We start from the raw sequence: 18692 nt of genomic DNA, 5'->3' as shown, positions 1-18692 counted from the left end.
GTGATGAGCATCTACTCGCACCCATGAGCATATGCTCACGGGTTGCCCGGAAAGCGAGGTCGAAGTCCGTGGCCGCATCGACGTCAAATGGCGAGGTCGCCGGGACGATTGATGGCTCGCCCAAGGATCGCGGCGCCAGCCCCGAAGACCTGCGGTTGGCCCTGCGGGCGGCGACGCTCTACTACCTCGACGGCCTCACCCAGGCCGAGATCGCCGGTCGGCTCGGGGTGTCGCGGCCGACCGCGGGGCGGCTGATCGCGCGGGCCAAGGCCAACGGGCTGGTCCGGATCGACGTCGTCGTCCCGCCGGACATGCGCGACGATCTGCATGCCGACGAGGAGCGCGAACTCGAGCAGCGCTTCGGCCTGACCGAAGCGGTGGTCGCCGGTCACGGAATCGACGTCGGGGCGCCGGGACGACCGGCAGCGTTCGCCAGCGTCGGCCGTGCGGCGGCCGCACTGTTGATGCGCAGGCTGACACCCAACGACGTCCTCGGATTCACCTGGGGCCCCGAACAGGTCGCGGTCGCCACCGCGATGGCACCAGGAGTGGCGAGTTGCCGCGAGGTGGTCCAACTGGACGGTGCCATGTCCAGCGCCGCGTACCAGACCGGTACCGAGTTCATCCTCGGCCGCTGTGCAGATGTGTTACGGGCGACGACCATCCGCTTGCCCGCGCCGCTGTATGCCGATCCGTCGACCGTGGCCTCCATGCGCAGCGATTCGCTGATATCGCGAACTCTCGAGGCGGGCAGGCGTGCCGACGTGATGCTGTTCGGCGTCGGTGCCGTTTCCACCTCGACGACCTTGTTCGAGGGAAGCTTTCTCGACACCAGGATGCTCGACGAGCTCATCAAGCTCGGTGCGGTGGGCGAGATCGGCGGGCGGTTCTTCGACGGTCATGGCGCACCGGTCGAGACCGAACTACAGCTGCGCGCCGTGTCGGTTCCACTCGAGGACATCAAGGCCTGCCAGAAGACGATTCTGATCTCCAGCGGCGCGGCCAAACACCACGCAACGCTCGGCGCGCTCCGAGGAAAGCTCGCCCGACTATTGGTTTGTGACATCGACTGTGCCCGTTGGCTGTTGGCGCAGGATTAAGGGAGGTAAAGGTGAAACCGTTACGAAGAGCAGTGCACCGGTTGGCACTGTGTGCAGCCGCGGCGGGGCTGGTCCTCACCGCTGGTTGTGCAGGTGCGGGCAGTCTGGGGGCGTCGGATAACGAGGTGACGATCGCCCTGGTGTCCAACTCGCAGATGACGGACGCGCAGAAGCTGTCATCGGAGTTCGAGAAGGAGAACCCCGGCGTCAAGCTGAAGTTCATCTCGCTTTCGGAGAACCAGGCCCGCGCGAAGATCACCATGTCGACGGCCATGGGCGGCAGCCAGTTCGACGTCGTGATGATCAGCAACTTCGAGACCCCGCAGTGGGCGAGAGACGGCTGGCTGCTGAATCTTTCGGACTACGCGAAGAATACACCCGGCTACGACGAGGCCGACTTCATCCCGTCGCTGCGGGAGTCACTGTCGTACGAGGGCAACATGTACTCGGTGCCGTTCTACGGCGAGTCGTCATTCCTGATGTACCGCAAGGACATGTTCGAGCAGGCGGGCATCAAGGTCAACCCGGATAAGAACTACCAGCCAACCTGGCCGGAAGTCGCCGAGTGGGCCAAGACGATCAAGGCCAAGCAGGTCTCGGATGCGGGAATCTGCCTGCGTGGCAAGCCCGGCTGGGGCGAGGTGCTCGCACCGCTGGACACGGTCATCAACACCTTCGGCGGCCGCTGGTTCGACGACCAGTGGAACGCGCAACTCAACAGTCCCGAGGTGAAGAAGGCCGTCAACTTCTACGTCAACACGATCAAGGAATCCGGTGAATTGGGCGCGTCCTCAACCGGTTTCCAGGAGTGCGCCAACCTTTTCGGTCAGGGCCAGACGGCGATGTGGTACGACGCGACGTCGGCGGTGTCGGTCCTCGAGGACCCGAAGACCTACCCGGACCTGGTCGGCAAGATCGGTTACCTGCCTGCCCCTATCGTCGAGAAGCCCAACTCGGGTTGGCTCTACACCTGGGCTCTCGGCATCCCCAAGGCTGCCAAGAACCCCGACGGCGCTTGGAAGTTCATTTCGTGGATGACCAGCAAGGACTACATGAGGCTGGTCGGCGAGAAGCTGGGTTGGGCCCGTGTTCCACCCGGTAGCCGCACCTCCACCTACACCGAACTGCCCGAGTACGAGGCGATTTCGAAGTCCTACGGTCCGTTGACGTTGCAGTCGATCACCAACGCGACCCCGGACAAGCCAACGGTTCAACCGGTGCCGTACACCGGTGTGCAGTTCGTCGGGATTCCCGAGTTCCAGGATCTGGGGACGCGGGTGAGCCAGCAGATCAGTGCGGCGATTGCCGGGCAGAAGTCCGTCGACGCCGCGATGGAACAAGCACAGTTGTATGCCGAGGTCGTCGGCAAGAGCTATCAGGAGAAGTGATGACCTTAACCGCTGACACCACGGCCGAAGCCGATGAGAAAGCCGTCGCCGAACGGGTTCGCAAGATCAAGGAGTCTCAAGACGTCGGCGTGAGTCGCGCCGAGGGGTGGCGACGGCGCGGGCCGCTGCTGCCCGCGCTGATCTTCATGATCGCGGTGACACAGGTGCCGTTCCTGTTCACCCTGTACTACTCGACGTTGTCGTGGAACCTGGTGCGTCCCGGCTCGCGGCAGTTCGTCGGTTTGAACAACTATGTCGCAGTCGTTCAGGACAGTCAGTTCTGGTCGGTGGCGGGTAACACCGTCATCCTGATCGTCGGGGTCGTGCTGATCTCGGCGCTGCTCGGCTTGTTGATCGCCCTGCTATTGGATCGCGCATTCCTCGGCCGAGGTGTGGTGCGAACGCTGCTGATCACACCGTTCCTCATCACACCCGTCGCGGGAGCGCTGATCTGGAAGACGACGATCCTCGACCCCAACAACGGCATTCTCAACTGGGTGCTGTCGCTCGTCGGGATCGGCCCTGTTGACTGGATCGGTCAGTTCCCACTGTCCATGGTGATGGTCGAGTTGATCTGGCAGTGGACGCCGTTCATGATGCTGCTGATCCTCGCCGGCCTGACGTCCATGCCTCGTGATCAACTCGAGGCAGGCCGGGTGGATGGGGCGACCGCGTTCCAACTCTTCCGCGAGTTGACGCTGCCCCACTTACGTCGCTTCATCGAATTGGGCGTCGTGCTCGGCGCGGTCTACCTGGTGAACACCTTCGACGCGATCTTCATGATGACGCAGGGCGGACCCGGTGTCGCCAGCGCGAATCTGCCGTTCTACATCTATCAGCGCGCGTTCCTCGGATTCGACATGGGCCAGGCCGCGGCGATGGGCGTGGTGGTCGTCATCTTCACGATGATCATCGCCAGCTTCGCGCTTCGATTGATCTTCAAATCATTCTCCGGCAAGGAAGAGGCAGCCTGATGGCCGCGCACGCGAGGAGCGAAATGAGTACAGAAACTGTCGAAAGAACAACGGCGGCAGATGATGCCACCCCGGTGCGCAAAAAGAAGACCAAGAAGTTCAGCCCGTGGGGCATAGTGGCCTGGCTCGTCGGCCTCGGCTTCTTCTTCCCCGTGTTCTGGATGGTGCTGACGGCGTTCAAGCAGGAGAGCGACGCCGCGACCAACCCGCCGACGTTCTTCTTCACCCCGACGCTGGATCAGTTCGCGGCGGTGTTCGACCAGGGCATCGGGCCCGCGATGTTGAACTCGGTGTTCGCCACCGCCATGTCGACGATCCTGGTCCTGCTGCTCGGCGTGCCCGCGGCGTTCGCGCTGTCGCTGCGTCCGGTCCGCAAGACCTCGGATGCGTTGTTCTTCTTCATGAGCACCAAGATGCTGCCCGTGGTGGCTGCGATCCTGCCGTTGTACGTGATCGTGTCCAATCTGGGTCTACTGGACAACATCTGGGCGCTGGTCGTCCTCTACACGTCGATGAACCTGCCGATCGCCGTGTGGATGATGCGCTCGTTCTTCCTCGAGGTACCGGGCGAACTCCTCGAGGCAGCCAGCCTCGACGGCGCCAGCCTGTGGCGCTCGGTGCGTGAGGTCATCCTGCCGTTGGTCTCGCCGGGCATCGCGGCCACCGCGCTGATCTGCGTCATCTTCGCCTGGAACGAGTTCTTCCTCGCGGTGAACCTCACCGCGGTGAACGCTCAGACCATGCCGGTTTACCTCGTCGGCTTCATCGCCGGTGAGGGTCAGTACTGGGCCGTGTTGTCGGCGGCCGCAACCATGGCGGCTCTGCCCGTGATCCTCTGCGGGTGGTTCGCTCAGAACAAGCTGGTGCGCGGGCTCTCGTTCGGCGCGATCAAGTAACCCCTCACTTCAAAACAGAACGGAAAAACCAATGGCTGCAATCACCTACAAGAACGCCTCGTGCATCTACGAGGGTTCCGACAAGCTCGCGGTGGACAACCTGAACCTCGACATTGCCGACGGCGAGTTCGTTGTCCTGGTCGGCCCGTCGGGGTCGGGTAAGAGCACCGCACTGCGCATGCTCGCCGGCCTCGAGGACATCGACGAGGGCGCCATCGAGATCGGCGGCAAGGACATGACGGGAGTGCCGTCAAAGGACCGCGACATCGCGATGGTGTTCCAGAACTACGCCCTGTACCCGAACAAGACGGTCGCGGAGAACATGGGGTTCGCGCTGAAACTGCGTGGTGTGTCGGCCGAGGAGCGGCGCAAGAAGGTCGAGAACGCCGCCAAGATCCTCGACCTCACCGAGCACCTGGATCGCAAGCCCGCCAAGCTGTCCGGCGGTCAGCGGCAGCGTGTGGCGATGGGCCGCGCGATCGTGCGCGAGCCGCAGGTGTTCTGCATGGACGAGCCGTTGTCGAACCTCGATGCGAAGCTGCGCGTCCAGACCCGCACCCAGATCGCGGCGCTGCAACGCCGGCTCGGCACCACGACCGTCTACGTCACCCACGATCAGGTCGAGGCCATGACGATGGGTGACCGGGTCGCGGTGCTGCGGTTCGGAAAGTTGCAGCAGTTCGCGGCGCCGAACGAGCTCTACGACAGGCCGGCCAACGCGTTTGTCGCCGGGTTCATCGGCTCGCCCGCGATGAACCTGGTGACATTGCCGATCGCGCCGGGCGGCGTCAAGATCGGTGAATCGACACTCGAACTCGACCGCGAGCAGCTCTCCAAACTGACCGACGCGGGCCTGTCGGAGGTCACCTTCGGAATCCGCCCAGAGCAACTCGAGCTCACCGACTCCGGCGGCGTGGAAGTGGTCGTCGACCTGGTCGAGGACCTCGGCAGCGAGGCGTTCGTCTACACGCATGCAGGCGACGTCGAGTTGGTGGCGCGATGCAACCCGCGCACCGCGCCGAAGCTGGCCGACACGGCGCGCCTGCGCAGGCATCCCGAGGGTGCGATTCACCTGTTCCACCCGCAGACGGGCGAACGTCTGAACTGACGCGCGCACGCGAGCAGCGAGTCAGAGGATGCGCGCACCGGAGTTCCGGCTTCGGGCACCGTCTGCGGGGCTGCTCGCGTTGCCCTGGGACCGGCCGTTGTCGCAGTGGAATGTCCCGGACGTGGCACTGCGCGACATCGCCGTCGGCCCCAGCCGCCACCTGGTGAAGTTCGTCGAGGCCGACGGGCTGCTGTGGGCGGTCAAGGACATGCCCGGCCGGATCGCCGTCAAGGAGTACGACGTCCTTCGCAGGCTCGAGGAGATGGGCCTGCCCGCAGTGCGGCCCGCGGGTGTGGTGCTGCAACCCGAGTTCGACACCGCGATCCTGGTGACGCGTTATCTCGAGGGCTCGTGGCAGTACCGGCGGCTGTTCATGCGGCTGCCGCCGGATCAGCCCAAGCACCGCGAGCGGCTGCTGGACGCGATGGCGGGCCTGCTGGTGGAGTTGCACCGCCATGGCGTGTTCTGGGGCGACTGCTCGCTGGCCAACACGCTGTTCTCCCGCGACGGGCAGATACTGCAGGCCTGGCTCGTCGACGCGGAAACCTCCGAGGTGCACCCCACCCTGAGCAGGGGGCAACGCGGGCACGATCTCGACATCACCGTGGAGAACGTGGCGATGGGGATGGTCGATCTGGCGGAGCGGCTCGGCAGGCCGGAGTCGTTGCAGGACACGCTGATCGCCGAGGCTGAACAGGTAAGGGTCCAATACGAGACGCTGTGGGAACTGCTGCACGCCGAGCCGGTATTCGGCTTCACCGACCGGTACCGCGTCGAGGGCACCATCCGGCGTCTGAACGAGTTGGGCTTCGCCGTCGACGAGATCTCCCTGCAACCCGTCACCGACGACCCGAGCCAGCTCAAAGTTCATGTCGCCGTGGGTGATCGGCGCTATCACGCACAGCGGCTGCAAGAGCTGACGGGCCTCGACGTCGGCGAGGGACAGGCGCGCATCCTGCTTGGCGACCTGCGCGCGTATCAAGCGCAGCTATGCCAGGAGGCGGGACACGACGTCGACGAGTCGACCGCTGCCCGGTTGTGGGTGATCGAGGTGGTGACGCCTTACGAACGACTGGCCCACGACGTCGTCGGGCAGAAAGGTACCGCGATCCAGGCATACTGCGATCTGCTCGAAGTGCGGTGGCTGCTCAGTGAGCAGGCGGGCCATGACGTCGGTACGAACAAAGCCCTTGCAGCGCTTGCCCGCGGCGTCATCCCGTCCGACTCCGCGGCGAAGATGGCGATCGCCGAGGTGCCGACGGCGCCGATGCCCGCCATAGAACTCGACGACTAGCCACGGCCCGGCTGCAGAACTCGACGAATCAGATGACGGGTTCTTCGCCCGGATTGGTGCCGAGACCGACCTGCGGGTTTGCGCCCTCGGAGTCGTGGGTGAACACCTGGCTGGGTGCAAGGCGGCAGTTGTTGTCCATCGGGGTCTGATCGCCCGAGCAGTAGGGGACGAGATCGGCGGGGTCTGCGGCGGCGGTCGGAGCGCCACCGGCCACCGCGGCGACCGCCATCAGGCAGGCGGCGACAATTCGCCTCATCACTCAACGGTACAGCGGGTATTACCTTGGCGTGGTGGATCGAATCGGCCGGGTGAAGCTGACCAACCCGGACAAGGTGCTGTACCCGGCGACGGGTACTACCAAGGCGGAGGTGTTCGACTACTACGTCAACATCGCCGAGGCGATGATCCCGCACATCGCAGGCCGCGCCGTGACCCGCAAGCGCTGGCCCAACGGCGTCGACGAGCCGTCCTTCTTCGAGAAGCAGCTGGCCAGCTCCGCACCCGACTGGCTGGACCGCGAAAGCGTGACCCACCGGTCGGGCACTACGACCTATCCGGTCATCGACTCCGTCGACGGCTTGGCGTGGATCGCCCAGCAGGCCGCACTCGAGGTGCATGTGCCGCAGTGGCGGTTCGTCGACGGAGAGCCGGGACCCGCAACCCGCATCGTCTTCGACCTGGATCCCGGCGACGACGTCACGTTCCGCCAGCTGTGCGAGGTGGCGCACGAGGTGCGCGACTTCATCACCGACATCGGGCTGACGACGTACCCGTTGACCAGCGGCAGCAAGGGGCTGCACCTCTACGCCCCACTGGCCGAGCCGGTGAGTTCGCGTGGCGCGTCGGTGCTGGCGAAGCGCATCGCCCAGCAGCTGGAGAAGACGATGCCCAAGCAGGTCACCGCGACGATGACCAAGAGCCTGCGCGAAGGGAAGGTGTTCCTCGACTGGAGCCAGAACAGCTCGGCCAAGACGACGATCGCGCCGTATTCGATGCGAGGACGCGAGGAACCGACGGTCGCTGCGCCGCGGACCTGGGAGGAGATCGAAGACCCCGACCTTCGTCACCTTCGCTTCGACGAGGTGCTCGAGCGGGTGGAACGGGACGGGGATCTGCTCGACGGGCTCGACGAAAACGTGCCGCTGGCAGACAAACTCACGACCTACCGGCGGATGCGCGATCCGGGTAAGACGCCCGAACCCGTTCCGCACAAGGCGCCCGCGACGGGTAACGACGACACCTTCGTCATCCAGGAACATCACGCCCGACGTCTGCACTACGACTTCCGCCTGGAGCGCGACGGCGTGCTGGTGTCGTGGGCGGTACCGAAGAACCTGCCGGACACCCCGTCGGTCAACCACCTGGCCGTGCACACCGAGGACCATCCACTCGAATACGGAACGTTCGAAGGCTCGATTCCGAAGGGGGAGTACGGCGGCGGCGAGGTGTTCATCTGGGACTCCGGCACCTACGAGACCGAGAAGTTCAACGACAACGGCCCCGACGGGCCGGCCAAGGGCGGCGAGGTGATCGTCACCTTGCACGGCCAGCGGATCGACGGGCGGTACGCGCTGATCCAGACCGACGGCAAGAACTGGCTTGCCCATCGGATGAAGGAGCAGAAGCGGCCCACCGCAGGCGATCTCGCGCCGATGCTGTCCACCGAGGGCTCCGTGCAGAAGCTGAAGTCGACGCAATGGGCGTTCGAAGGCAAATGGGACGGCTACCGCGTCCTGGTGGATGCCGACCACGGCAAGCTCGTTGTGCGGTCACGGCGCGGCCGCGACGTCACCGACGAGTATCCGCAATTCCAATCTCTCGGAGCCGATCTCGCCGACCATCACGTGATCCTCGACGGCGAGGCGGTGGCACTCGACGACAAGGGTGTGCCCAGCTTCGGCGAGATGCAGAACCGCGCCCGCTCCACCCGCGTCGAGTTCTGGGCGTTCGACATCCTGCATCTCGACGACCGGTCGCTGTTGCGGGCGAAGTACTCCGATCGCAGACGCCTTCTGGAGGCGCTTGCCGAAGGCGGCGGAGTGATCGTGCCGCCTGCGCTGCCCGGTGACGGGCCCGAAGCGCTGGCGCATGCGCGCGAGAAGCGCTGGGAGGGCGTCGTCGCCAAAAAGCGCGACTCGACCTACCAGCCGGGTCGACGGTCGTCGTCGTGGATCAAGGACAAGATCTGGAACACCCAGGAAGTCGTCATCGGCGGCTGGCGGCAAGGCGAAGGCGGCCGGTCGAGCGGCATCGGCGCGCTGATGCTGGGGGTCCCCGCCGACGGCGGCCTGCAGTTCGTCGGCAGGGTCGGCACGGGGTTCACCGAGAAGGAGCTGACCAAGCTCAAGGGCCTGTTGAAGCCGTTGGTGACCGACGAATCACCATTCACCGCAAGGCTTTCCACCCAGGACGCCAAGGGCGTGACGTTCGTCAGACCTGAGTTGGTCGGCGAGGTCCGGTACAGCGAGCGAACCGGCGACGGCAGGCTTCGCCAAGCGAGTTGGCGTGGCCTGCGGCCGGACAAGGTGCCAGACGAGGTGGTCTGGGAGGGATGACCGGTAAGCCTCTGCAGCTGACGGCCGCTCATCGCCCGGACGCGAGGCCGCTGACGAGTAGGTCGAGCAAGCGCTCAAAGGTGTGGGCGGCGTCGGGCGTCTGACCTCTGCCGGCCTGCTCGATTGTGACGGCGCCGTGAAGTGCGCTCCAGGCGACCTGCGCGTCTTCGGCCGAATCCTGTTCCGAATCATCACTTCTCATCGACCGGATCAACTCGACCAGGACGTCGAACACCGCACGACCAGAGTGTGCCACCTCCGACGATCGGTCTTCGAGCGGGCTGCCTGCCCCGAAGATCAACGAGTATCGGGCGGGGTGGCGGATGGCGAAGTCCCGATAGCTTCGGCATGCCAGGCGAAAGCGCTCACGGGGGTCGACGTCACCGGGCACGTCGATGGCTTCTGCAAGTTGCTCAAGCGTCCGTGTCGCGAGCGCGACGATGAGGCCGTCCTTGTTCTCGAACCGGTTGTAGACACTCATGGGTGACACCGCGGCCTCTTGGGCGACGGCGCGCACGGTCACGCCGCCGACGCCATCGCGATCCAGCACGGTCTCGGCCGCGTTGAGCAACGCGACCGAGACCTGTTGGCTGGCCGTACGGCGGCGGGCCGGGCCCTTGCTCATGCCGAGGCGACTACCTGTCGGTCGGCCATCCACGCAAGCGCGGTGTCAGCGACGTCGCGCCATCCATGATCGATGGTCAGCGAGTGCCCGCGTCCGGTGAACTCGTGGAAATCTGTTACGGCAGAGGACTTCTTGTACAGTCCGTGGGCCGCCTTCGCTGATACCAAGGGCACGGTGTGATCTGCGGTTCCACCGGTGATCAGCAACGGTCCTCTGGTGTCGTTGGCGGTGTCGAGCTTGGCGGGCGAGTTCGGAGCGAAGTTCGCCATCGCGGCTTCGAACAACGGCTTGCCGGGCGACGGAATGGACCACTGGTCCCAGAGGGCGTCGGACTCTTCGACGGGCAACGCATTACCGAAGCCGTATCGCCACTGTGCCTGGGTCAGTGCCTTGGCGCGCCCGCGGTTGAGGGGGTTGCCCAGGACGGGAAAGGCCGACCGCAGCTGAGCGAAGGGGAGTGGCTTTACACCCTTGATCGGAGCGGGGTCGATCGCGATCGCAGCGGCGGCTTTGTGCTGTCCCAACAGCTTCTGGGCGATGAGGCCGCCGAACGAGTGGCCGATCACCACCGGTGGGGTGTCGAACTGTTCTAGGACTTCGGCGAAGTGCTCGGTCAGCTCATCGATGCCGAAGCCCGCTTGATCCGCGGCGTGGCGGCGGGTCTCTTCGACCGTGGCGAATTCGCCCGGCCATGCCGGCGCGATGGCGTGATGGCCCTGTGCGGCGAAGTGTTCGATCCACGGCTGCCAGGCGGTGTGGGAGACCCACAGCCCGTGGATGAAGACGACGTTGGTCATTTCGGTTCCTGTCTCTCGGGCGATGACGTGTCTTATGGAACGACGTTACATAAGCATCGCAATGCCAAGAACCGCTCGGCGGCTGGAAATATTTCCCCGGCATCCGCGGCGGGCACAGCCTGACCCATCAGTCATCTGGCTGATGCGCCGTCGTATCGCGGACGACAGACTCTCCGGATGGCCAAAGACAGCAGGGCACCGGTGAGGGCAGCGCAACGTATCGTCGAAGTGCTGCAGGCCAACGACGTGCGCTACGTGTTCGGGGTGCCGGGAGCCAAGATCGATGCGGTCTACGACGCGCGATACCGAAAACGACATCCACCTGAGCCTGCTCCGATCCGAGGAGTTCCACTCTGCCGCACTGTCGTCGGAGTCCGTCGATGCCCAGGTGCGGCAAGCCGAAGGCGGTCAGTCGTCGCGCTCGGACAACCCGAGGTAGGCCCTGCCCGCGCTGATGAGCGCTTCCCGCCCGGGCCCGTGTGCGACGGCGAAGCGCGCCGGATCGGCTTCGGCCATGTCGAACGGATAGTCGCTGCCGCACACGACCCGTTGCGGGCCCGCGAGTTCACACAGCAGCTTGAGTTGATGCCGATCGTGGGTCACGGTGTCGAAGAACAGCTCTGCGAACGGCTCCTGGGGCGGGCGGGTGGTCGCGCGGCGGACGTCGGCTCGCATGTTCCACCCGTGAATCCATCGGCCGAGAAGTCCCGGCGCGCAACCGCCGCCGTGCACGAAGCAGATGCGTAGGTCGGGAAGCGCATCCTTGATTCCACCGAGGATCAGCGATGCGACGGCGGTGGTGGATTCGACGGGGTTGCCGATCAGGTTGGTCAGGTAGTACGCAGCCCATTCGGGCCGAGGTAGCTGCATCGGATGCACCAGCACCGCCAGGTCAAGGCGGGCCGCTTCGCGCAGGACGTGAAGCAGCGCAGGACCGTCGAGCGACTGGCCGTTGGCCAGCGGGGGGATCGCGACGCCTGCGATGCCTTCGGTTTGGGCCAGGGCCTTCATCTGCTTGGTCGCCGCCTCGGAGTCGGCGAGCGTTACCAAGCCAAGCCCGAGCAAGGCGCCTTCGGCATCGGAAACCACATCGGTAAGGGCTTGATTGAAGCTGGCGACGTAGCCGTCCGCGTCGGTGCCCTGCTCCAACGGAAACGCGAACGGCGGTGCGGACAGCACGCGCACCCCGACGTCGGCGCGGCGCATGTCGTCGCGGATGGCCGCGACGTCGCTCATCGAACCGGTCGCGATGGACAGCGCGATGTCGCCGAGGTACAGCTCGCCGTCGCGGTCGTGCATCACGCCGTGCGGCCCGCTGCCGGGAAGTTCGAACAGTTCCCGCGGCAACCAGTGGGCGTGGACGTCGATCACTCCTGCCGCGAGGGGTCGGGTGATCATGGCTTGGGCGCTCCGATCGGTAGGGCGGCGTTGGCGCTGTCGAGATGTTCGACGGTGGTGAAGATGAGCTCGCCGTCACCGATGTTCTCGATGTCGTGGAGCAGGTATTCACCTGGCCCGAAATGGAAGTGGCGGGTCTCGCCTGCGTGATAGGAGACTTCCCGGGTAGTCCCGTCGTGGGTGTGCTGGCGGCTGCTCCCGGCGTTGATGGCGGTCCAGAAGTAGTCCAGCACGTGGCGGTGGGCGTGCCAGCGTTCTCCCGGGGCCAGCCGGATCTCCCACACCCGCACCCGCGAATCCTCGCTCAGCAGGCGCGATCCGACCTCACCGTCGTCGGCGTGTTGGCGGAATTCGTCCTTGAGCCAGTCCGGCCAGCTGTCGAAGCCGGAGGCGACGAGTTCGCCGGCCAGCGGAAGATCGGTGAGAAAGCGGTTGTCGGTCATCTGTTTGCCTTTCGTTGGGAGGACTTTCGTTGGGAGGGTTAGCGTCCCGGCCCGTAGAGGCCGAAGCGCAGGTCGGGGTCGCCGGGTGTCCAGGTGTTGGTGAACTGCGAGCGCTCGCCCATCGCCACCACGCGGCGCAGCAGCGAATCGCTGAGTTGCAGTTGAGCGGGTTCCCATTTGGCGAGTGCCGAGGCGATGTCACCGCCTGCGTCGCCGAGCGCGGCGGCCAACGCCCAGCCGTCGGCGGCGGCCTTTGCCGTGCCCGCCGCGGCATGAGGGCGGGAGGCACAGGCGGCATCGCCGATCAGCGCGACCCGGCCTTGCGCCATGCGCGTCGAGCGGACATCGGAAAGTACTTGGAGATAAGGGGTTTCGGTAGCAGTTACCACCTCGGCGACTGCTGGTGCGAGCAACTCGACGGCGGCCGCCTTGAGCTCGGCGACGTAGCGGTCCTGAACCTGGCCGGGGTGTACGGACACCGTTCCGGGGAAACCCCGCTTGTCGAGCAGCATTTCGGTGAGCTCGGGTCCGGCGGGCACATTGCGGTACCAGACGTAGTTCATCAGGCGGTCTTCCATGCGCAGGCTGTGCTCGCCGGGGATCGGGTACATCGTGATGTGCGAATTCGGGATCACGTCGTAGGTGATGGCGTCGCGCAGCACCGCCTGGGTGCCGGCGTCGAGCTCACGCAGCCCTACGGTGCCGCGCCAGCCGATGTAACCGGCATAGCGCAGGTCCGCGTCGGCGTCGAACCGTTCTCGGGCCATTGACGTCACGCCGTCGGCGAATACCACCAGATCGGCGGATTCCGTTCTGCCGCTGACGAACCGGACGGTTGCCCGGCGGTCGTCCTGGCTGAACCCGCAGGCGAATTCGCCGTAGTGATAATGCTCGGTGCCGAAGTCGGCGAGCAGGGCCCGGTAGAACGTGCCCCACGACGTGTAGGTCCATGTGCACTGTTCGCGGTAGCGCACGTCACCGGAGCGGTCCAGGTACTGCACGTAGTTGGTCGACGTGCTCAGGTCGTCGATGTGCTGTGTGCTGCGCTCGGTGAACCAGCGAACGGTGTCGGGTTGCAGGACGATACCGCTGCCGCGCCCGTCGAGCGGACCCGCCGTTCGCTCGTACACGTCGACGGTGAACCCGAGGTCGCGCAGCAGCAGCGCGGTCGTCAGCCCTCCGATCGAGCCGCCGATGACGATGGCGGACGCTGCGGTGTAGTGGGTCATGACGCGCTCTTCTCGGTGTGGTGGATGGTCAGGTCATGGGTGGGGTCGGCCGGCAGCGGTTGGCCGCGAGTCTCGCCGGCGAAGGCCAGCCCGACGACGGCGATCAGCCCGAGCGCAGCCACGCAGGCCGTTGCCACGCCAAGGTTGCCGCCGAACCACGAGGTGGCGATCGCACCCGCGGTGAGCGGACCCAAGGCGGTGACGTAGCGACCGACGCTGTTGCACACCGCAAGGGCGGTGGCCCGCACGCTCGGGGGAAACAGTTCGGGTGCGTAGATGAAGGTCCCGGACAGGGCGCCGAACAGGCCGAACCCGAGGAAGGGCATGGCGATCAGGAACTCTTGGTACCCACGGTCGAACGGGAACGTCCAGCCGACGGAGACGGCCGACACCGCGAAGCTCACCAGGAACGCCCTGCGCCGCCCGATTGCGTCGGCCAGGAAACCCCAAGAGGCGTAACCGATTATGCCGCCGGCGTTGAACAGCATGGCGGCCATCGCCACCCGGTGGTCGGCCACGCCGTGGGGCAGTTGGTCGGCCGCCGAGAGCTGGCGCACGATCTGCGGGTACCAGGTGGTGACGCTCCAGAAGGCGATCAGCGCTCCTGAGGCCAGTGCCGTGCAAACGAGCATTGGGCGAAGCAGTGGCGGCTCGAAGAGTCTGCGGAGCACGAACCGATCTTCAGAGGTGTTGGTGCCCAACCGCTTACGCTCACGTCGGGCCTTCATGTGGGCTTCGATCTCGGGTGGCTCCGGTACGTAGCGCCGGATGAACCACACCAGCAGGGCCGGTATGCCCGCAAGGAACAGCATGAAGCGCCAGCCGTGGCTGCCCAGTAGCGCGTAGGCCGCCGCGGCGACGAAGAACCCGGCTGCGTAGCCCGACATCATCACGCCACAGGCTCGGGCGCGGTACCGATTGCGCCAGGTTTCGGCGATCAGCGCCGCTCCGACGGGCGCTTCGACGCCGGACCCGAGTCCAGCGATGAAGCGAAGGATGCCCAGTTGCCACCAGGTGTCGGCGAATGCGGCGAGCGCGCTGAACACGGCGTAGGTCAAGATCCCGACGGAGAGCACCCTGGTGCGTCCGAAGTAATCGGCGAGTAGGCCGAAGAGGATTCCGCCGGTGGCCCATCCGATGAGGAAGAGCGCGACGGTCAGCCCGCCGTAGTAACCGATGGAGGCCGGTGCGGCTTGCACTCCGCTGTTCGGTAGCAGGTCTGCCATCGCCGGTCCGAGGACCAGGATGTACAGGCTGCCCGCGAAGCCGTCCAAGCCCCAGCCAAGGGTGGTGCCTGCCAACACCAGCCATTGGGTTCGGGTGATTTCGCTGCGCCACCCGCGGGAGGTATCAGCTGACATGGAGTTGCCTTCCTCTGTAGTGGGCCGGGCCGAACGCATCAGTTCAGCCGGCCCTGTTCACGCCCGCCGTACCAATCGACGGCTTCGGCGGCGGTGCGTGCCACCACGGTCTTGATCCAGGAGAAGTCGTCGAAGGACTCGCTGCCCGCGTCCTTGCCGATTCCGGATTCCTTGACCCCACCCCACGGCAGCGACGGTTCCAGCCGGTGGTGGTCGTTGATCCAGACCATTCCGGCGACGATGCGAGAGGCCACGCGGTGTGCCCGCCCGATGTCGAGCGTCCAGACCCCGGCGCCAAGCCCGTACCGGTTGTCGTTGGCCATCGAGACGGCCTCCTCCTCGTCATCGAAGGGGATGACAACCGCGACGGGTCCGAAGATCTCCTCCTTGGCCACCGTCATGTCGATGGTGGCGTCGGCGAGCACCGTGGGTTGCAGAAAGAAGCCGTCCTGCAATGACTTTGGTAGATCGGGCACGGTTCCGCCTGCGGCAAGGCGGGCGCCTTCGGTGACTCCCGTAGCGATCAGCTCGCGCACCTTGTCGCGCTGCCGAGCGCTGATCAGTGGACCCATCTGGGTATCGGGCAGGCTGGGATCGCCGATCCGGATGGCCCTTGCACGATCGGACAGCGCCGTGACGAACGCGTCGTAGCTCCGGCGTTGCACGAGGAATCGTGAACCGGCGACACAGGATTGGCCTGCGGCCACGAAAGCGGCGAACGCGGCGCCCTCGGCGGCGTCTACCGGGTCCACGTCGTCGAAGACGATCACCGGGGTCTTGCCGCCGAGTTCGGCTGTCACGCGGGCGAATCGGGCCGCGGTGGCCTGCGCGGCGGCCCGGCCGGCCTCGGTGCCGCCGGTCAGGGTGATCTTGGCGACGTCGGGATGCTGGGTCAGTCGGGCGCCGGCCTCGCGGGCGCCGGTGACGACGTTGACCACGCCGTCGGGCAGGCCGGCCTCCGACATGATGTCGGCCAGCGCGAGGGTGCTCAGCGGGGTCAGCTCGGACGGCTTGACCACGACGGTGTTGCCGTTGGCCAGGGCCGCGGACACGCTGCGGGCGAGGATGAGCAGGGGATGGTTGAACGGGGTGATGATGCCGCAGACGCCCAGCGGGAGCCGCTGCTGGTACGTCAGGTACGGCCCGTCGCCGGGCAGCACGGCCTGGCGCTGCGCGGCCAGCAGGCCCGCGTTGTAGCGGAACCACTCCGGCACCCGCGACAGCTGGGCCCGGGTCTCGGTGATGGGTCGACCGTTGTTGAGCGCTTCGAGGGTGTAGAGCCGCTCGGATGCGGCTTCGATCGCGTCGGCGATGCGCAACAGCAGCCGGGCGCGCTCGCTGCGGACCATCGCCGGCCATGGCCCGGACCGGAATGCGGTCAACGCGGTGGCCACCGCCGCATCGATTCCGGCGGCGCCTTGCTCGGGCACGGTCTGGATCGGGGCTCCGGTCGCCGGGTTGACGATGGTGCGGGAGATCCGCGGCGCCTCGTCCGCCCTGGTGATGTGGTTGACGGTCTGGGTCATGCTATGAGTGTCGTCACACCGCGGGGGTCCGCTCAATGTCGCTCGCGACACCATTCGCCTCGTCTTGTGTACCCGTAGACACTCGAGGTGGCATTCTTGGGATGTGGCCTCAGTAGCCCGCGGCGGCCGGGTGGGTTCGGAGTTGGTGACATGGCTGGCTGCGCTGCGGGAGCTCAGCACGGTGTCCACGTCGGCGACCGAGCTCCAACACGTCCTCGACCTGGTCGCCGAGACCGCCCGCACCCTGCTGGGATTCGACTTCGTCGGCGTGCTGACCCCCGATGAAGCCGTGCAGGACCTGCTCATCACCGGCTGGAGCGGGCTGTCTGCCGACTACGTGGCCCGGGTCAACAGCGATCGCCCGATCGGCCTGAACAGCGGCTCGCCGTCGAGTCGAGCGTTCCGCACCGGGCGGCCCGTTGCGCTGCGCGACATCAACCTCGAACCGGAGTTCCTGCCATGGGGCGGGGTCGCCCGGGAGCAGGGATACCGCGCGATCGTCTGTGTTCCGTTGGTGGCGGGCGACGAGGTGCTCGGCATCCTCAACGGCTATTACGCATCCGCGCACACCTTCACCGGCTTCGAGATCGAGCGACTGACTCTGCTGGCCAATCACGCCGCCATCGCGTTGACATCGGCGAGCCGGCTCGAGCAACTCCGCCGTCTCAACGAGTCGCTTCGCGAGCAACGCGACGCGCTGACCCGTTCGGCAGAGATTCACGACCGGTTCCTTGCGGTGACGCTGCGGTCGGGCGGACTCAGCGGTATCGCCGCGGTGCTCACCGAACTGATCGCCCGACCGGTGCTTATCGACGACACCAGCCTCGCCGTCCTCGCGGCGGCGGGCGACCGCGGCGAGTTGCCCGACGCGCAGTGGCGCGCAGGGGCCGTGGTGGAACTTTCGGAGTCGTCGGCGCCGGTGCTTGTGGGCTCCGACGTCGACGACGCCACGCAGTTCTTCGTCTCCGTGGCCAGGCTCGGCGACGAGGCTGCGGCCCGAATCTGGTTCCCCCACAGGCAAACATCGCTCGACGACGTCGGCGTGCGAGCCGTCGAGCACGCGTCCATCGTCACCTCGCTGGAGTTGTTGCGCATGCGCACCGCGGCCGAGGTGGAACACCGGCTGCGCGGCGAGCTGCTCGCCGAGCTGCTCGGCAGCGGCCCGGTGATACCCGGGCAGTTGGTGCGGCGGGCACAGCGCCTCGGCCATGATCTGACGCGACCGCACGCCGCGATCGTCGGCGCTCTCAGCGCAGAAGGCGAATCGGCCGAAGGTCGGCTCTATCAGCGGTCGCTTGCACTGGTCTCGGAACTCGTCGCGCCCCATCGGCCGCGCCCGCTGACGGCGATGTACCGCGGCAACATCGTCACGATGTGGCCCATCGAGGACGAACGGACCGCCCGTGAGCCGGGCGACGCTGCCGAGCAGGCGGACTCGGCGGCGGCGCTGGTACAACGCGCGATGGCCTCGGCCTCGACCGCCGCGACCGCAACGGTGGCGGTTTCGCCGCGTAGTGCCGCCAACTACGGCGAGGCCTACCGGGCAGCCAAGGGGGCGCTCGACATCGCGGTGCACGCCGGGCGGACGAATACCGTTGTGCGACTGGAAGACTTGGGCGTCATCGGATTGCTGCTGCAACTCGACGACTCTGCCCTTCTGGTGTCGTTCGCCGACCGCACGCTAGGTCCACTGCTTTCCTACGACGAAGCCCATCACACCGAGCTGGTCGCGACGTTGCGCACCTACTTCGCGGGCAAGCTCGACCGCAGCGCAGCGGCGGCCGCCCTGCACGTCCACCCCAATACCGTCACGCAGCGCCTGCGTCGCATCGAGGCGCTGTGCCACGTCGATCTCGCCGATCCGGCGGTCGCCGTGCAGTTCAGTGCGGCGTTGACCGTCCAGGACGTGGCGTCTGTGTGGCGCTGATGCGCGCCGACGGAGGTAGCACACCCGGCTGCATGTCTGCTGGCACATAGTTCCCATAGGGGTATGTGTTC

General features: G+C 66.2%; 16 protein-coding genes. 8 read left to right on the top strand and 8 right to left on the bottom strand.

Translation table 11 applies throughout. From position 1 onward, the window contains the following. Positions 1 to 68: 68 nt before the first annotated feature. The 6 genes from D6M19_RS01525 to D6M19_RS01500 are packed head-to-tail and all read left to right on the top strand — an operon-like array spanning position 69 to position 6760. Positions 69 to 1100 (top strand): sugar-binding transcriptional regulator, encoded by a 1032-nt coding sequence (locus D6M19_RS01525; RefSeq protein WP_407665280.1) that lies wholly within the window; start codon positions 69 to 71, stop codon positions 1098 to 1100. Positions 1101 to 1111: 11 nt separating this feature from the next. Beyond that, the gene (locus D6M19_RS01520; RefSeq protein WP_164478282.1) at positions 1112 to 2488 is read left to right on the top strand and encodes an ABC transporter substrate-binding protein; all 1377 of its coding nucleotides are present in this window, start codon (positions 1112 to 1114) and stop codon (positions 2486 to 2488) included. Next, on the top strand, positions 2488 to 3462 hold the full coding sequence (locus D6M19_RS01515) for a carbohydrate ABC transporter permease (protein WP_123023382.1): 975 nt from the start codon (positions 2488 to 2490) through the stop codon (positions 3460 to 3462). Before D6M19_RS01520 ends, D6M19_RS01515 begins: the two co-directional genes overlap by 1 nt. Before the next feature lie 23 nt (positions 3463 to 3485). Beyond that, a complete protein-coding gene (locus D6M19_RS01510) occupies positions 3486 to 4358 on the top strand; it encodes a carbohydrate ABC transporter permease (RefSeq protein ID WP_123023632.1) in 873 nt (290 codons plus the stop codon). Positions 4359 to 4389: 31 nt separating this feature from the next. Continuing rightward, a complete protein-coding gene (locus tag D6M19_RS01505; RefSeq protein WP_123023381.1) occupies positions 4390 to 5466 on the top strand; it encodes an ABC transporter ATP-binding protein in 1077 nt (358 codons plus the stop codon). 28 nt (positions 5467 to 5494) lie between these two features. After that, positions 5495 to 6760: a DUF4032 domain-containing protein gene (locus tag D6M19_RS01500; protein ID WP_123023380.1), complete on the top strand. Its 1266-nt coding sequence runs from the start codon at positions 5495 to 5497 to the stop codon at positions 6758 to 6760. A 28-nt stretch (positions 6761 to 6788) separates the two neighbouring features. Here the strand turns inward: D6M19_RS01500 and D6M19_RS01495 are convergent, their stop codons facing one another. Beyond that, positions 6789 to 7016 carry a hypothetical protein gene (locus D6M19_RS01495; protein ID WP_123023379.1) on the bottom strand — a complete coding sequence of 76 codons (228 nt, stop codon included), beginning with the start codon at positions 7014 to 7016 and terminating at the stop codon, positions 6789 to 6791. A gap of 31 nt (positions 7017 to 7047) precedes the next feature. On the opposite strand from D6M19_RS01495, the gene D6M19_RS01490 reads away from it, so the two are divergent. Continuing rightward, complete coding sequence (locus D6M19_RS01490) at positions 7048 to 9315, top strand: ATP-dependent DNA ligase (RefSeq protein ID WP_123023378.1); 2268 nt, start codon at positions 7048 to 7050, stop codon at positions 9313 to 9315. A gap of 28 nt (positions 9316 to 9343) precedes the next feature. Here the strand turns inward: D6M19_RS01490 and D6M19_RS01485 are convergent, their stop codons facing one another. The 7 genes from D6M19_RS01485 to D6M19_RS01455 all read right to left on the bottom strand — a co-directional run bounded on the left by D6M19_RS01485 (position 9344) and on the right by D6M19_RS01455 (position 16694). Continuing rightward, a complete protein-coding gene (locus D6M19_RS01485; protein ID WP_123023377.1) occupies positions 9344 to 9940 on the bottom strand; it encodes a TetR/AcrR family transcriptional regulator in 597 nt (198 codons plus the stop codon). Next, a complete protein-coding gene (locus D6M19_RS01480; protein ID WP_123023376.1) occupies positions 9937 to 10737 on the bottom strand; it encodes an alpha/beta hydrolase in 801 nt (266 codons plus the stop codon). The genes D6M19_RS01485 and D6M19_RS01480 overlap by 4 nt, the downstream gene beginning before the upstream one ends. Before the next feature lie 408 nt (positions 10738 to 11145). After that, positions 11146 to 12135, bottom strand: coding sequence for an amidohydrolase family protein (locus tag D6M19_RS01475; protein ID WP_123023375.1), 990 nt, complete (start codon positions 12133 to 12135; stop codon positions 11146 to 11148). Next, entirely contained in the window at positions 12132 to 12578 is a 447-nt protein-coding gene (locus tag D6M19_RS01470) for a cupin domain-containing protein (protein ID WP_123023374.1), read from the bottom strand. Before D6M19_RS01470 ends, D6M19_RS01475 begins: the two co-directional genes overlap by 4 nt. 38 nt (positions 12579 to 12616) lie before the next feature. After that, positions 12617 to 13807 carry an FAD binding domain-containing protein gene (locus D6M19_RS01465; RefSeq protein ID WP_123023373.1) on the bottom strand — a complete coding sequence of 397 codons (1191 nt, stop codon included), beginning with the start codon at positions 13805 to 13807 and terminating at the stop codon, positions 12617 to 12619. Next, on the bottom strand, positions 13804 to 15168 hold the full coding sequence (locus D6M19_RS01460; RefSeq protein WP_123023372.1) for an MFS transporter: 1365 nt from the start codon (positions 15166 to 15168) through the stop codon (positions 13804 to 13806). Before D6M19_RS01460 ends, D6M19_RS01465 begins: the two co-directional genes overlap by 4 nt. 38 nt (positions 15169 to 15206) lie before the next feature. Continuing rightward, entirely contained in the window at positions 15207 to 16694 is a 1488-nt protein-coding gene (locus D6M19_RS01455; RefSeq protein WP_123023371.1) for an aldehyde dehydrogenase, read from the bottom strand. Between the two features lie 103 nt (positions 16695 to 16797). Here D6M19_RS01455 and D6M19_RS01450 point away from each other — a divergent pair, with 103 nt between their 5' ends. Then, positions 16798 to 18621 carry a helix-turn-helix domain-containing protein gene (locus tag D6M19_RS01450; protein ID WP_234834642.1) on the top strand — a complete coding sequence of 608 codons (1824 nt, stop codon included), beginning with the start codon at positions 16798 to 16800 and terminating at the stop codon, positions 18619 to 18621. Positions 18622 to 18692: the final 71 nt, after the last annotated feature.

The sequence above is a fragment of the Mycolicibacterium stellerae genome (assembly GCF_003719305.1).
Lineage (GTDB): Bacteria > Actinomycetota > Actinomycetes > Mycobacteriales > Mycobacteriaceae > Mycobacterium > Mycobacterium stellerae.
Note: the sequence above shows the minus strand (reverse complement) of the source record. Positions and strands in the feature narration are given on the sequence as shown.

Coding starts and splice junctions, on each gene's coding strand:
- D6M19_RS01495 (WP_123023379.1), bottom strand. CDS start 7,016: ATGAGGCGAATTGTCGCCGCCTGCCTGATGGCGGTCGCCGCGGTGGCC.
- D6M19_RS01470 (WP_123023374.1), bottom strand. CDS start 12,578: ATGACCGACAACCGCTTTCTCACCGATCTTCCGCTGGCCGGCGAACTC.
- D6M19_RS01480 (WP_123023376.1), bottom strand. CDS start 10,737: ATGACCAACGTCGTCTTCATCCACGGGCTGTGGGTCTCCCACACCGCC.
- D6M19_RS01485 (WP_123023377.1), bottom strand. CDS start 9,940: ATGAGCAAGGGCCCGGCCCGCCGCCGTACGGCCAGCCAACAGGTCTCG.
- D6M19_RS01510 (WP_123023632.1), top strand. CDS start 3,486: ATGAGTACAGAAACTGTCGAAAGAACAACGGCGGCAGATGATGCCACC.
- D6M19_RS01500 (WP_123023380.1), top strand. CDS start 5,495: ATGCGCGCACCGGAGTTCCGGCTTCGGGCACCGTCTGCGGGGCTGCTC.
- D6M19_RS01475 (WP_123023375.1), bottom strand. CDS start 12,135: ATGATCACCCGACCCCTCGCGGCAGGAGTGATCGACGTCCACGCCCAC.
- D6M19_RS01505 (WP_123023381.1), top strand. CDS start 4,390: ATGGCTGCAATCACCTACAAGAACGCCTCGTGCATCTACGAGGGTTCC.
- D6M19_RS01455 (WP_123023371.1), bottom strand. CDS start 16,694: ATGACCCAGACCGTCAACCACATCACCAGGGCGGACGAGGCGCCGCGG.
- D6M19_RS01515 (WP_123023382.1), top strand. CDS start 2,488: ATGACCTTAACCGCTGACACCACGGCCGAAGCCGATGAGAAAGCCGTC.
- D6M19_RS01460 (WP_123023372.1), bottom strand. CDS start 15,168: ATGTCAGCTGATACCTCCCGCGGGTGGCGCAGCGAAATCACCCGAACC.
- D6M19_RS01465 (WP_123023373.1), bottom strand. CDS start 13,807: ATGACCCACTACACCGCAGCGTCCGCCATCGTCATCGGCGGCTCGATC.